12 protein-coding genes are annotated in these 14,021 nt (G+C 64.5%); 2 read left to right on the forward strand and 10 right to left on the reverse strand.

Going from position 1 to position 14,021, the window contains the following annotated elements; translation table 11 throughout:
• Positions 1–11: 11 nt before the first annotated feature.
• Positions 12–3,353, forward strand: a complete 3,342-nt coding sequence (locus AC2D9V_RS16745) for a DEAD/DEAH box helicase (RefSeq protein ID WP_484715243.1) — start codon at positions 12–14, stop codon at positions 3,351–3,353.
• Positions 3,354–3,419: 66 nt separating this feature from the next.
• Here the strand turns inward: AC2D9V_RS16745 and AC2D9V_RS16750 are convergent, their stop codons facing one another.
• The 3 genes from AC2D9V_RS16750 to AC2D9V_RS16760 form a co-directional block, all read right to left on the reverse strand.
• The gene (locus tag AC2D9V_RS16750) at positions 3,420–4,355 is read right to left on the reverse strand and encodes a DUF2493 domain-containing protein (RefSeq protein WP_484715244.1); all 936 of its coding nucleotides are present in this window, start codon (positions 4,353–4,355) and stop codon (positions 3,420–3,422) included.
• A 362-nt stretch (positions 4,356–4,717) separates the two neighbouring features.
• Positions 4,718–5,749, reverse strand: coding sequence for a DUF7146 domain-containing protein (locus AC2D9V_RS16755; RefSeq protein WP_484715245.1), 1,032 nt, complete (start codon positions 5,747–5,749; stop codon positions 4,718–4,720).
• Positions 5,750–5,752: 3 nt separating this feature from the next.
• The gene (locus AC2D9V_RS16760; RefSeq protein ID WP_484715246.1) at positions 5,753–10,114 is read right to left on the reverse strand and encodes a strawberry notch-like NTP hydrolase domain-containing protein; all 4,362 of its coding nucleotides are present in this window, start codon (positions 10,112–10,114) and stop codon (positions 5,753–5,755) included.
• Between the two features lie 176 nt (positions 10,115–10,290).
• On the opposite strand from AC2D9V_RS16760, the gene AC2D9V_RS16765 reads away from it, so the two are divergent.
• Positions 10,291–10,587, forward strand: coding sequence for a hypothetical protein (locus tag AC2D9V_RS16765; RefSeq protein WP_484715247.1), 297 nt, complete (start codon positions 10,291–10,293; stop codon positions 10,585–10,587).
• Positions 10,588–10,694: 107 nt separating this feature from the next.
• Here AC2D9V_RS16765 and AC2D9V_RS16770 read toward each other — a convergent pair whose 3' ends face one another.
• The 7 genes from AC2D9V_RS16770 to AC2D9V_RS16800 all read right to left on the reverse strand — a co-directional run bounded on the left by AC2D9V_RS16770 (position 10,695) and on the right by AC2D9V_RS16800 (position 13,921).
• Positions 10,695–11,312, reverse strand: a complete 618-nt coding sequence (locus AC2D9V_RS16770; RefSeq protein WP_484715248.1) for a GNAT family N-acetyltransferase — start codon at positions 11,310–11,312, stop codon at positions 10,695–10,697.
• A complete protein-coding gene (locus AC2D9V_RS16775) occupies positions 11,313–11,621 on the reverse strand; it encodes a type II toxin-antitoxin system TacA family antitoxin (protein WP_101923207.1) in 309 nt (102 codons plus the stop codon). It lies immediately after the preceding gene.
• Between the two features lie 90 nt (positions 11,622–11,711).
• Positions 11,712–12,356, reverse strand: coding sequence for an antitoxin of toxin-antitoxin stability system (locus AC2D9V_RS16780; RefSeq protein ID WP_484715249.1), 645 nt, complete (start codon positions 12,354–12,356; stop codon positions 11,712–11,714).
• On the reverse strand, positions 12,349–12,768 hold the full coding sequence (locus AC2D9V_RS16785; RefSeq protein ID WP_484715250.1) for a hypothetical protein: 420 nt from the start codon (positions 12,766–12,768) through the stop codon (positions 12,349–12,351). The genes AC2D9V_RS16780 and AC2D9V_RS16785 overlap by 8 nt, the downstream gene beginning before the upstream one ends.
• 74 nt (positions 12,769–12,842) lie before the next feature.
• Positions 12,843–13,040: a hypothetical protein gene (locus AC2D9V_RS16790; protein WP_484715251.1), complete on the reverse strand. Its 198-nt coding sequence runs from the start codon at positions 13,038–13,040 to the stop codon at positions 12,843–12,845.
• Position 13,041: 1 nt separating this feature from the next.
• On the reverse strand, positions 13,042–13,419 hold the full coding sequence (locus tag AC2D9V_RS16795; protein WP_484715252.1) for a DUF6915 family protein: 378 nt from the start codon (positions 13,417–13,419) through the stop codon (positions 13,042–13,044).
• A 10-nt stretch (positions 13,420–13,429) separates the two neighbouring features.
• Positions 13,430–13,921: a DUF6878 family protein gene (locus AC2D9V_RS16800; RefSeq protein WP_484715253.1), complete on the reverse strand. Its 492-nt coding sequence runs from the start codon at positions 13,919–13,921 to the stop codon at positions 13,430–13,432.
• Positions 13,922–14,021 lie beyond the last annotated feature (100 nt).

The following is a 14,021-nucleotide window of genomic DNA, read 5'->3' on the forward strand; positions in this document are numbered from 1 at the left end:
AAGGGGACACGATGGCCTCCCGCAAGCCCCCGACCGGCTCCAACCAGGACGATCTCTTTAATCCCGAGGTCGAACTCCTGCTGCCGGCTCGGCTTGCCATCGACGGCAAAGTGCTGGGAAGCCTCGTGCGCCAGTTGGCGGTTCCGGCCCGACGCGTGCGTTGCCGACTGCGACCCTTCGCCATCCGCCGCGTCAATGGCTACGAGACGACCTTGGAATCCGGCGAGACTCTAAAAATCATCAGTGCGAAGACGGCGACGCCCCTGGAAGCCGATCTTATTCTCATTGCGCCCGGAGCAACGGAGCCGGAACGGATCGCCGAAGTGCTGGAACTCGGTGAATCCCGGTGGATGAATGCGCCGCCGACCAGAATCGACACATTAGATCGATCTGCGCGCGCCGAGCGTCTGAAGGTAGTCTCCGCATCCTGGATCGATGCGGTTCATCTGCGCGAGGGACGAACTGCCGCGAACGGCGAGGTGGCGCAGCCCGGCCTGCGGCGCCCACAGATCGGCGCGCTTCATGCCGCGCTTGCCCACGCGACGCGATCGACGGATCCGGCCACCATCGTCATGCCAACGGGGACGGGCAAGACGGAGACAATGCTGGCGCTCAATGCCAATCAGAGGTTCGAGCGCCTGCTGGTGGTGGTGCCTACCGACGCGCTGCGCGAGCAGATCGCGAGCAAATTCGAAACCTTCGGCGTCTTGATGCAGCAGAAATGTCTCGATGAGACGGCAGCTTTCCCTCTGGTCATGCGGCTCTCGCATATCCCGACCAGCCAGGCCGAAGTCGATGAAATCTTCGACAGCGCCAATGTCGTCGTCACCACAATGCAAATTGCTGGCCGGGCGGATGCCCCAGTTCAGGAACGGATGGCTGCCCGCGCATCGGCATTGTTCATCGACGAAGCACACCATATCGGCGCACCTACCTGGTCGCGATTCCGTGGCCTTTTCATCGACCGCGACCCGCCGCTTCCGATCGTCCAGTTCACCGCCACGCCCTTCCGGGAGGACGGCCGGCGCGTCGACGGTGAGTTCATCTACACCTACCCGCTCAAAAAGGCGCAGGCCGAGGGCTATTTCAAGCCGATCCGGTTCGAGGCGGTATTCGGGCTCGATCAGCCCGATGCAGACCTTGCGATCGCCGAAAAGCTCGGCGAAGTCCTCCAGGCCGATCTAGCGGCCGGCCTCAATCATCTGGCAATGGCGCGTTGCCAGACGATCGAGCGCGCCAAGGATCTCCACCAGCTCTACAGCTCGATGTTCCCCGAGTTCCGCCCGGTCATCGTTCATAGCCAGCAGTCGATCCGCGAGCGCCGCACGAACCTTGCCGCGCTGCGGCGTTTCGAGAGCCGGATCATCGTGTGCGTCGACATGTTAGGCGAAGGCTTCGATCTCCCGGAACTTAAGATCGCGGGTCTGCACGATCCCCACAAGAGCATCGCCGTCACCATCCAGTTTGTCGGCCGCTTCACCCGGCAAGATCCGCGCCTGGGTGACGCGACCGTCATCGCCAATACCGGCGTGGATGACATCGATCGGTCGCTCGCCAAGCTCTATGCCGAGGACGCCGACTGGAACGCCTTGGTCGAAGCGCTCAGCACAGCCAAAATCGACCGGCAAGTTCGACGCGCCGAGATGTTCAAGGGCTTTGTCGGCGATCTCAGCGACATTCCCTTGCAGACCCTCGAGCCGAAGATGAATGCCGTGGTCTATCGCACGGCTTGCGACGCCTGGGAGCCACTGCGTGCCGAAGACCTCTATAATCCCGGCGTCTATCTCGGCATGAAGGTCAACCCGCATCAGCGCGTGGCCATCTTCGTCACCCGCTCGGAGGAGCAAGCGGGCTGGACAACCGTGCAGCATGCCACCAACGTCGTCTGGGACTTGCATATGATGCACTGGGACCCCGACAAGAGGCTCCTCTATATCAGTAGCTCGGCAAAGGGCCCACATGACCGGCTGGCCAAGACCGTCTGCGGCGACACGACGCGGCGCGTCGAAGGTGAGGACGTTTTTCGAAGTCTTCACGGATTCAATCGCCTCATCCTGCGCAACCTCGGGCTCACGCACCATCAGGGGCGTGGCGTGCGCTATTCAATGTATATGGGCGTGGACGTCGCCGATGGATTGGACACTGCGAAATCGCAGTCCCGTATCAAGAACAACGTCTTTGCGACCGGCTTTCTCAATGGCATGCCAGCCTCGCGCGGCTGCTCGGCCAAAGGAAAGTTCTGGTCGATCTCCCCGGTGCGCGACCTCACCGACTGGGTCGAGTGGTGCAGCGACATCGGAACAGCCGTCAACGATCCCGGCATCACCACCGATGGCGTCTTCAAGAGCGCCATGCGCCCTCGTCAGATCAGTGAGCGGCCGAGCGTTCCACCCGTCGCAGTGCACTGGCCGGAGTCTCTACTTACACAGATCGAGGACCGGATCGAAATCAGCTTCGACCACATAGCCGCACCGTTTGCGGAGTGCGACATCGAACTCCTGGACCACCAAGCCACCGGGCCGCTGCGCTTCGCGGTGCGCAGCGATGCCCAGAGCGCCGAGTTCGAAATCGTGTTTGCGGAAGGCGGTGCCCGCTATCCGCAGCGATCAGGGCCGAAGGCGACGATAAAGGTCGGCGGCAAAGTAAAGACGCTGTCGGAAGCCTTTGGCGAAGACTCCCCGCAGATTGATTTTGGCGATGGGTCTCTGCTGATCTACAGCCATCTCTATGCCTTGCCCGATGGTGTTCAGGTCGAGCCTTATCCTCCGGAACGGATTGAGACTTGGGACTGGTCGGGGATAAACATCCGAACAGAATCACAAGGATCAGAGAAACGAGCCGATTCCGTCCAGCGACGCGTCATCGAGACCCTGCTCGCCGACGCTAACGCCTACGATCTGATTTTCGACGACGATGGAGCTGGCGAGATCGCCGATGTGGTTACGCTTCGCATCACCGAGGGCCTTGTCCAGGTCACGCTTCATCATTGCAAATTCTCGAGTGCCGACGCACCCGGCGCTCGCTTGAAAGATATCTATGAAGTTTGCGGGCAGGCCCAAAAATCCGCCCGCTGGCGCGACCGTCCCAACCGGATGTTCTCGCATATGCTAAGGCGCGAGAAGCTGCGCCTCGAAAAGGGGCAAAGCTCTCGCTTCGAACATGGGAACGCCGCGTTCCTCAAGCGGCTGAAAGCGACTTGGCAGGACTATCGCTACGAATTTGACGTCCGCATCATTCAGCCCGGTCTTTCACGAGCTTCTATCAGTGAAGAAGGGCTGCACTTGCTGGCCGGAGTCGAGACTTATTTGCTCGAGAGTCGCTCAATGAAATTGCGGGTCGTGGGCAGCGCATAGAAACTACAGGGCGGCCTAGCGACCCCCTATCAGCCAAGCATCAAGCGCTGCTGGCCGTCAGGGGGCTCACGCCCCCCTCTCGAACTTCACCACCGGGATGCCCAGTTTCTTGGCCTTGTCGGCGAGGTTTTCCTGGATGCCATTTCCCGGGAAAACGAGAACGCCCACGGGCAGAACGTCGAGCATGGCGTCGTTGCGCTTGAACGGAGCGGCCTTGGCGTGCTTGGTCCAATCCGGCTTGAAGGCGACCTGCGTGACACCCCTGGCCTCGGCCCATTTGGCGGCGATGAGTTCCGCGCCTTTCGGGCTTCCCCCGTGCAAAAGGACCATGTCGGGATACTTGGTCCGGACCTGATCGAGCTTACCCCAGATCAGGCGGTGATCGTTGAAGTCGGTCCCACCGGTGAGGGCGACCTTGGGGCCCGCGGGGAGCATCACCTCGGTCTCGGCGCGGCGCTTGGCGGTCAGGAAGTCGCGGCTGTCGATCAGGGCGGCGGTCAGGTGCTGGTGGTTCACCATCGAGCCGGTGCGAGGCCGCCAGGTGGAGCCCGTGTGATGCCAGAACTCGGTGGCGGCGTGATCGCGCATCATGTCCATGCAGTTCCGCCGTTCGGTGAGGGTCAGACCCTCGGCCGTCAGGCGCTCGAGTTCGGTGGATTTCACCTCGGAGCCGTCCTGCTCGCGCTGGAGGCGGCGTTGCCCCTGCTCGTTGTCGTCGAGCGACCGTTCGATCCGGGCAGTGGCGCGGTGGAAGAGGTTGACCTGGCCCCAGAGCACTTCTTCGAGGTCGGGTTCCATGCGAGTGTCGGCCAGGCTCGCAACGAGGGCGTCGAAGATGTCGGCGACGGCACCACGCAGGCGGTCTGCGTCGGGCATCGGGCGCGGATCGGGCTCGTCCTCGAAGGGACGGTAGCCGTAGAGCTGCAGCTCCTCCAGCGCATGGGCGGTCTGGGATGCGGTGTGGGCGGGTTCGTAAGCGTCGTCGCGGGTGTGGATCGTCATCGGTTTCTTGCCTCCGGGCCTGTCTCGTCCGCGCGTCATCCCGCGCGGCCTTCATGGGCTGCGAAAGCCGTCACGGGGGCTGCCCCTTCACCCCCTTTCGGGGCCGGAACGCATGTGGAGGAGGACGGGGGGCGGCTGATTTGCTTCGCGATGCAAAGGCGGCTCTGCCGCCGGCGGAAATCAGTTGCCCCCCGTCCTTGCAGGGGCGGCACCTTTGACGGCCGCCTGCCCATCTCTTGAAGGCCGCTCGGGTGACGGGTGGATGAGATTGCCCGGAAAGAGGCAAAGCGACGATCCACAGCCATGACAGGGATCCGTACCCCCTGCCCCGCACTCCCCGACTGACCCTTGCGCGATGCGGATCAGCCGAACAGCCGTTGCCGATCCTCTGGCCCGATCTGACCTGCCAGATGCTGGCGCAGCGCGTCCTTGCCGTATGCCCGAAGATCATCGTTGAAATCCCCGAGCTGAGGCTCCAACACCCGCACGACAATCCCGGCATCAAGGGCTCTGGCGCTCAACCTCTCTGCCGCGCGTAGCCCGGCCGGATCGCGGTCGATGGCGATGTAGAGGCGCTGCAAACCCTCCGGCAACAGCACAGCCCCGAGATGACCCGACGAGAGCGCCGCCCAGACGGGAAGGCCGGGCACTGCCTCGACCAAGGATAGCATGGTCTCGATGCCTTCGCCGACCAGGAGGATGTCGTCATGCGGGGTCAGCCTGACTGCATTGCCGAGAAGGTGACCCATGGCACGCCGCTGCGTCTCGACAGCCGCCTTTGCCTGTCCGTCAGGCGCAAGCCAGGTGCGATGCACACCCTGCAAAGCCCCTGCCCCATCGGTGACCGCTGCGATCAGTGCCGGTCTGGGGAGGCTGCGGGTCTGGCCCTCATCCCGATGCCAGCACTTCGGGTGGAAGCGCAGGGCGCTCATCATGCCGCCTTGGGTGATGCCCCGAGAGCGGAGGTAGGTGTCGGCAAGCGTGCCTGCGACCGGCACCGAGGCTGCAAACAAACGCGCCGCCGCCGCTGGTGTGCAACCAGAGGCATTGGCCTTCTTCGGCACTGGTGCATCCGAGAGGATCGGCTGCGGACGGCCCAGATGCGCCCGGGCCTCGGCCAGAAGATCGGGAAAGCGCGAGATCCCTGTTCGCTCGCCGATGATGTCCAGGAGATCGCCATGCTCGCCCGTGGCGCCATCGGTGAACTTGCCAGCCGCGCCCGGCCCCGACGCGGGCCCAGCCAGCCGCACGAAGAGCGACCGGCCGGGGTTGTTCTGCAGGTCGCCCACGATCCAGTAGGACCCTTCCCGCCGTCCGGCGGGAAGGTAGGCGCGACACACGCCTTCGGCATTCTCCGCCAGAGCGCGGATCACATCTTCGGTCTCGGAATACATGGCTCAACACTCTCCTCGCGCCTGTAGTCCCGTCACAGGACAACGCGCGAGCAGGCGCTCCAGCATGGCAATGCCGGCAGGATCGGTGGGGCAGAAGAGGCGCAGCTTCCAGCTGATGATCTCCGAGAAGAAGCCATCGGCCTTGAGCCGGTCCTTCGCCGCTTCCGAGAAGCCGGAGAGCTCGATCCGGTTGACGCCCATGACGCGGGACCGGTGCAGTTCCATCCCCTCGGCCAGCCGCACGACCGTCTTTCCCTCTAGCACGAGAGCATGGACCTGCGCCGCCGTGAGCCTTGGGGCGTCATCGGCAAGCGTGGTCGCGACCCAAGCGGGCGAGACACGGCGACCGATGATGCGTTGGCCGTCGTCAGTCTGCAGCCGGTAGACGCGGGTTTCGTCCTGGGGGAGCTGCTTCCAGATCGGCAGCAGCAGACCCGCCACGATGTGCAGAGTGGCTTCCGAAAACTCCGGCACCTCGGCCAGTTCCACGGTCCAGGCTGCGGAGAAGGCCGAGCGGTCAGCTTCGAGCCAATGGGTGTCCTCCATCATCCGGGCAGGGACAGTGCTGGCCTCCGTTGGCCGGATCAGCCGCAAGCGGGGCTCGATGGTGCCGTCATCCAACATCAGGCTGGTGGCAGGCACCTGCACCGCCGCCCGGCCCGAACGGCTGTTGACCAGCAGGCGTGCCTTCGGGCCATCTAGCCAGTCGAGCGCATCCGCGAGCGAGAGGGCCATGTTGCGGCGCTTTTCTGCGATGGTCAGGAGTTGGGTTTCTGCGCCGGAGCCGGGATGGGTGTAGATCACCCGCGCATCCGTGACGCGAAAGCTTTCGGCGCGCAGCGTCTCGAGCCCGAGGTCGTAGACCCCGGCGGCGATAGCGCCCTCGATCCGTTGGTCGAGGAGTTCCTCGAAGGCCGCGAAGAGCACAGCCTGCATGTCGATCGTCAGCGCCAGCAGGCGATTGAGGAAAGTCGTGATCGGGGGCAGATCATCCTTCAACCCGTTGTCATCGGTCAGGCTGAGACCGGTCGCATCCTCGAATGCCCCGAGCGAGCAGCCCGCGACATCGCCGCGATAGATGCGGCGGTAGAGTTGGCGCAAGGCATCACGGGCGTAAGGCGACTCGAGGTTGTCTTCGGGGCGGAACAGCCCCTGCCCGCCGGTCTGGCGCTGGCCGCGCGTGATGGCCCCGAGCGTGTCGAGACGGCGCGCGATGGTGGAGAGGAACCGTTTCTCCGCCTTCACATCGGTGGCCACCGGACGAAACAGCGGCGGCTGCGCTTGGTTCGTGCGGTTGGTGCGGCCCAAGCCTTGGATTGCGGCATCGGCCTTCCAGCCCGGTTCCAGCAGGTAGTGGACCCGCAGTCGTTGGTTCTTCGCGCCAAGGTCGGCGTGATAACTCCGACCCGTGCCGCCTGCATCCGAGAAGATCAGGATGCGTTTCTGGTCATCCATGAAGGCAGCGGTTTCCGCGAGGTTGGCCGAGCCGGCCCGGCTTTCCACGACGAGCCGTGCGGCAGGGCCCTCACCCTTGCGCACGATGCGGCGCGAGCGGCCCGTGACCTCGGCGACGAGATCGGTGCCGAACCGCTGGACGATTTGGTCGAGCGCCCCCGGGACGGGCGGGAGCGACGCCAGCTTCTCGATCAGCGCGTCGCGCCGCCGCACGGCTTCGCGGCATTCGACCGGCTGGCCGTCGCGCACGACGGGCCGGGATGACAGATTGCCTTCGCTGTCGGTGAAGGGCTCGTAGAGCTGCACCGGAAAGGAATGGGCGAGATAGTCCAGGACATATTCCCGCGGGGTGATGTCGACGCGGATGTCGTTCCACTCCTCGGTCGGGATCTCCGACAGGCGGCGCTCCATCAGTGCCTCGCCAGTCGAGACGATCTGGACGACGGCAGCATGGCCTGCCGCCAGATTGGCCTTGATGCTGGAAATGAGGGTGGGGGTTTTCATCGAGGTCAGCAGATGACCGAAGAAGCGCTGCTTGGCGCTCTCGAAGGCCGAGCGTGCGGCGGATTTGGCCTGGCGGTTCAGCGTGCCGTTCTCACACGTGATGTTGGCCGCTTCCATCGCAGCGGCGAGATTGTTGTGGATGATGGCAAAGGCTCCGGCATAGGCATCGTAGATGCTGCGCTGCTCGGGCGTCAGCGCATGTTCCAGCATCTCGTATTCGACGCCATCGTAAGAAAGCGACCGAGCGGTGTAGAGGCCGAGCGAGCGCAGGTCGCGGGCCAAGACCTCCATCGCAGCGACGCCGCCCGCTTCGATGGCCTGAACGAACTCGGCGCGAGTTGCGAACGGAAAATCCTCTCCGCCCCAAAGCCCGAGGCGCTGCGCATAGGCGAGGTTGTGGACGGTCGTTGCACCGGTGGCCGAGACATAGACCACGCGGGCATCGGGCAGCTTGTGTTGCAGGCGCAGGCCCGCCCTGCCCTGCTGCGAGGCTTCCGTGTCGCCGCGCTCGCCCTTCGATCCGGCGGCATTCGCCATGGCATGGCTTTCATCGAAGAGGATTACCCCGTCGAAGTCGGCACCCAGCCAGTCGACGATTTGGTCGATGCGGGACTTCTTTGCCCCGCGTTCTTCCGAGCGCAGCGTGGCATAGGTGGTGAACAGGATACCCTTGGTGAGCGGGATGTCGCGGCCTTGCGCAAAGCGCGAGAGGGGCGTGACCAGCAGCCGCTCCTGCCCAAGTGCGGACCAATCGCGTTGCGCATCCTCCAGTAGCTTGTCGCTCTTCGATATCCAGAGCGCCTTGCGGCGGCCCTGGCACCAGTTGTCGAGCAGGATACCGGCCGACTGGCGGCCTTTACCCGCCCCGGTGCCATCACCAAGGAAGAAGCCGCGGCGGAAGCGGACGGCGTCCGCAGCCTCGTCGGGCGCAGCGGAGACCATGTCGCCGGTCTCATCGACGGTCCAGGAGCCGGCGAGATAGGCGTCATGCGCTTCGCCTGCATAGATCACGGTCTCCAACTGCGCGTCAGACAGCAGGCCATCACGCAGGCCGGCGAAGGGGAGTTTCGGGCGGTAGGTGGGCTTCGGGGGCGCGACCGATGCCATGGCTGCCGACTGCACCAGTTTGGTCGGGTGCGGTGCCGCGCCGGGGATGTCGATCGCCTGCAGGCGGAAGGTCTCGTAGATCGCGTCCGACAGGCGCGCAGCGCCGAGATCGTCCGCCACCTCGCGCAAGGTATATGCGAGGTCCTCCGCATCCGGCGTGGTGACATGCACATCCATTTTGGCGGCTGCCGTCGAACGCAAGGGTCGAGCGGCAGAGCCGGACGCACGGGGAGGAAGTCCCCGGAAAGGGGAAGCTGGCTGCGATTGAGCGACGGCGCCCGCATCCATCTCGAGGCGTGGCGGGACCTCTGCTACGATCCGGGCGAGGAGCTGCGGCGCATCGACGGACATCGGGCGAGCCAGATCGGCGGTGATGCCGCCCGCCTCGCCACCACGACATTTGTCGAATACCGAGATCCGGGTCTCAAAGCTGGTGCCGTGTTTGGCGAATGCGGCACCGGAGACGGCGCCGGTGAAGACCAGATGCGCCGTCTCGGTCAAACGGCCGAAGGTTTCCACCCAGGCGGGCGCATCCGGCGCGAAACCGGCTCCGGTGATGGCGACGAGCCGACCACCGGGGGCCAGCCGGGCAAGCGCCGAGCGCAGATGGCGAGCCGTCGCCTCGGTCGTCCGACCATCGACATTGGCAACAGCCGAGAAGGGCGGGTTCATCAGGATGACGCTCGGGCGAACGCCCGGGTCCAGATGATCGTCGATTTGTGCTGCGTCGAAGCTAGTGACTGGACGCCCCGGGAAAAGGTCACGCAGAAGGTCGGCGCGGGTCTCGGCGAGTTCGTTCAGCGCGAGACTGCCTCCCGCGATCTCCGCGAGGATCGCCAAAAGCCCGGTCCCGGCCGAAGGCTCGAGGACGAGGTCACGGGGCGTGATCTGCGCTGCCGCCATTGCAGCCAGTCCCATGGGCAGCGGCGTCGAGAATTGCTGGAAGCGCTCCATTTCCTCCGAGCGCCGGGTGTGCGTGGGCAAGAGGCCCGCCACTTTGGCGAGGATCGGCAGCAGGGCAGCGGGCGAGCCGGAACGGGCGAGCAGCGCGCGGCCGAACTTCCGCAGGAAGAGGACCAGCGCCACCTCGCCCGCCTCATAAGCGAGCTTCCAGTCCCAAGCGCCATCGGCATCGGAGCCACCAAAGGCGCGCTCCATTTCGAGGCGCAGACGCAGCGCGTCGATCCGGAAGCCCTGGGCCAGGTCGGGCTGCAGCGCTCCGGCGACGGCGAGGATCGCGGGCGCGGGATCGCGCGATGGAACGGGAACGGGAGGCGCAACAGGCGCGAGATAGGTCATCGGGAAGCTCCGGGATGAAGGAAAGGGACAGGCCCGGACGCCCTCTCTCGGGCACCCTCAGACCTGATCTTCCCCCGCCCATCTTTCCCTCTCGAACCGACGCGCCCGGACGCTCAGCTTGATTTTGTTCCTGTAATGTTCTATATTGAACACCAAGCCAGAAAGGGAGTTTCCCGATGGACAGCACCACATACGCCTTGCCCGCGACGCCCAAGCAGATCGCCTATGCGCGGTCGCTCGCCCTGCGCAACCAGACCCTCCTGCCCTGGGAAGTTCAGCAGGACCGCCGGTCGCTCAGCGGCTGGATCGAGGCGCAGGCCCAGCTGAAACCGGTATCTGACATGGACCGGCTGCCCACGTCGAAGCAGGTGGCCTTCGCGGAGAAACTCGCCCGGATCAAACGGCGCGCCGTCCCGGAGGAATGCTTCCGCGACAAAGGGCTGATGTCGAAGTGGATCGACGGGAACAAGTGATCCCGACACCGGCTGGCTCCGGCCCTCCGGAGCGTCTGCCATACCGTGGCTTGGCAACCGAAGCTCAATTGCCAACCTATAGGTTGGCAGGTGCGACCTTCAGGACTTCAACCTCGGTCAAACTCCTGTCCGAGCCGCGCCAGATCCGCGAGTGCGGCATCTCTTTTTTGCATGTCGTCCTCTTCAGCGATCAGCTTGCGAACTGTGCTGACGGACAGGAACATTCTGAGCGGGTTCGAAGGCAACGGCTCAAACCCGTAGCTCTCGTAAAGCGCCTTGCGGCGCGCAACGCGGTCTGGATCGCCGCAGTCGAGCACATCGAGCATGACGACGGCGACGCCAATGGCGTCGGCCGCAACGGCAATGCGCCGTAGGGCGTCGACCAAAAGATCGCCGCCAAACCCGGCACCGCTGAACTTCCGATCCCGCCCGATCATCGAGATATAGGCGGCAGGAATGTTGCCATGCGAAGGCCGGGTCCGCGCGAACTTCGCAGGCAGATCCGTGAACTGAACGGCGTGCGCATTCAGGGCATAGAAGCCGATAACCGTCCCGTCAGGGTCGACCATCACATAGAGGCGGACATTGTCCGCCTTGGCGAGCTTGTTCGCGGTCTTCTGGAAATAGTTGTCGACTTGTTCAACGCCGCAAGAAAAAGCCGCCCGATCATGCTTCGAAGGATCGAACGGCTCGATGGTGTAAGCGACCGGTTGTGACGCGGCCATTTACTTCGACACAACCGTGTCACTGTGTCGACGGAAGGCCGCGCGCAGGGCATCGGTCGGCGCAGCTGGTGCATCGAGCGCTGCAAAGAACGCCTCATGATCCACCGGCTGGAGCACTGTCCGTTCATGCGCTGCGATCGTTGCAAGTGCGGCCTGGTAAGCGGCATTCATCGTGAAGACGGAATCGTCGACGCCGGACAGGGCCGCCGCCTGTTGGATGGCAGTCTTGATGCGCGGCTTCGTCCGAAAATTCATCCGGGCCTCGTTGCGCTCGTCGATCGCGCGGGTGGTGTCGTGGAAACCGAGCATGGTCGCCTCCTGAAATGTCTTGTCGATATGTACGCCAGATCGACGTACGCTTCAAGCGTGCAGTCGGAAAAGTTCTTCGAAGGATGCGCCTCATCCAAACCGCCGCCCAGCTTCGGTGAACGTATACTCGTTTACGATGATCCCTTCCTCGATGGCCTCGTCCGAGGTTAGGTGGTCGTACTCGGCCTCAAGCTGGCGGTAGAGCCACCGGGCCAGATCGCACAGCGCCTCGATCACGATTTCCTCGGCGTCGTCGGTCGGCGGTTGCCAGGTCGGGCTGTCGCGCGTGACATCAACGGCCATGGTGTATTCGTGGTAGTAGCGGCCGCGGTGGCTGACCTCGGTGGCGAGCTGATAGAAGTTTCGCCGCTGAATGGCCTGCAGCCGGTCGGCGATGCCATGCAAGGTCGTGTCCTGCGGGGCGTAGTCCCGGATGCGTGCGGCCGCGCCCTTGGCGTGAGACCAGTAGCCCTCGAAGCAAGCGCCGTCCCCTTGGCTCCAGAAGCCGGAAAACCAGATGCAGGGCTTGGCCCGCGTACCGCCGCCCATCAGGCGGACGGGCGTGGTTTTCAGGCGGATGCCGAGGATTTCGCAGACCCGCTGGAAGTCCTCATAGACCGCGTCCCACCAGTCGTCGTGCGGGCCGAGTTCGCGATACCAGCTGCGCGCCTTTTCCTTGGCGGCATCCGAGAGTTCGGGGAACTGGTAGACCGTGGTGCAGATGACCTCAGGCATGTGCGTCTTCCCGGTTCAGCGCGGCGGCCAGCGATTCCTGGCTGCTCGTCCAGCCGATGGATTTGCGGGCACCGAGATCGATGACATGCGCGCCGCCGCCGAAGGCATCGAGGCGGGGCCGGGAGCAGGTCAGGGCGTACTGGAAGCCCCAAAGTCCAATGAGGTCGAGCTCTTCAGCGAGGCGCAGGACGAAGCGGATGACGGCCTCGACATCGCCGTCGTCGTCGTCATGAATCCAGAGGCCGCTGCCTTCCGGCGCATCCTGGCGCACGAGGTCGAAGCCCGCGACCTCCGGGTCGTCGGCGTCCTGATCCGCAGCGCGGAGTTCCTGAAACAGGGCGAGCGCGCGGGCAGCCTTGTCGGGACTGCCGACGTCGAGCAGGCACGAGAAATGGGTGAAGTAATCCGCCATAGGGACCTCCTGAACGGGGAAGACCCGGCCAAGAGGCCGGGCACTGGATTGGGATGAAGGGTGGTTCGGGGCGATCAGCCTGTGGAACGGTCGCCCGCAGCCTGTCGCTCTGCATGAGCACACAGCATCTGCCGGTAGAAGCGCTTGCGCGCAGCCTGGAAGCCGCGAACGGCGCGCGTTTCGGGATGCAGCGCCCGGACGGCAGCGCGCAGGACGGCATAGGGCGACGCAGTCGCGAGAAGGCCGAGGCGCTGATAGGCCGGATCGGTCATGTCAGGTGACCTCGACCACGGGCGAGGCGAGATACGGATCGACCAGCGCCTCAATCTGTGCGGCCCGGCCCATCCATGGCTCGGGCCGGATGGCTTTCACCCAGTCGGCGAAGCTCGGGATGAAGCCGAGGTCTTCCTTCACATGCTGCTCACCGACCCAGCGGGTCGGGATGATGCGCCCGGTCGAGAGCGTGAGGGTCGGCCCGAAGATCGTCTCGGCCATGAAGATGCCCTCGGCGTGGTGGCGCAGAGCCCGGTGCCGGAAGTCCGCTGTGATCTCCTTGCTCTGGTCGAACCAGGCATGCACGGCGATGAAGTCATCGACCGTGCCGCCCCATTTCTTCACCGAGGACAGGGCGTGGTGATAGGGATGTGCCATCGCCGCCCCCTCAGAAATCATGGGTGTAGAGTTCGGACGACGTGAAGCGTTCGTTGAACTCGAGGTGGATGCAGCGGGCCGCGGCGTCGAAGCAGAACTCGCCGTAGGCGCCGTCGTTGTTTTCCCAACCGCCATGGGTATCGGAGAGGAAATCGTAGGCGAGTTGCTCGACCACATCCTCCAGCGAGAGCTGCCGCATCTCGACCTCGGGGTCGTCCCAGGTCAATGCCGCATAGGCGATCTCGGTCGCTGGGAACTCGACGGCGGTCTCGCCGGACCAGGCGCCGATGCTTTCGATCTGGCCACTGTCCCCGGCACCGTCGAAAGTCACGGTGACATGGGTGATGCCGGCGGCCGTAAGACCATCGAAGAGGCGGTCCTTGTTGACGGGGCGCAAGGCTTCGATCCGAGCCGCGCGCGCGGCATGGGACGCGAAGATCTGGGCAATGTCGACGGTTGAAGGCGCCATCGGGGGCGCGAGGGTGGGTTCAGCCAGGGTCATCGGGTGTCTCCGGTAAGGGGAAGGGATCGGAGCCGGGTCGGGCGATCTCTCTCCCCCGGACAAGCTCCAAATCCCCATCTGCCCTTCTCTGTCTCTCGGG

It is taken from the genome of Tabrizicola sp. T46 (assembly GCF_057219895.1).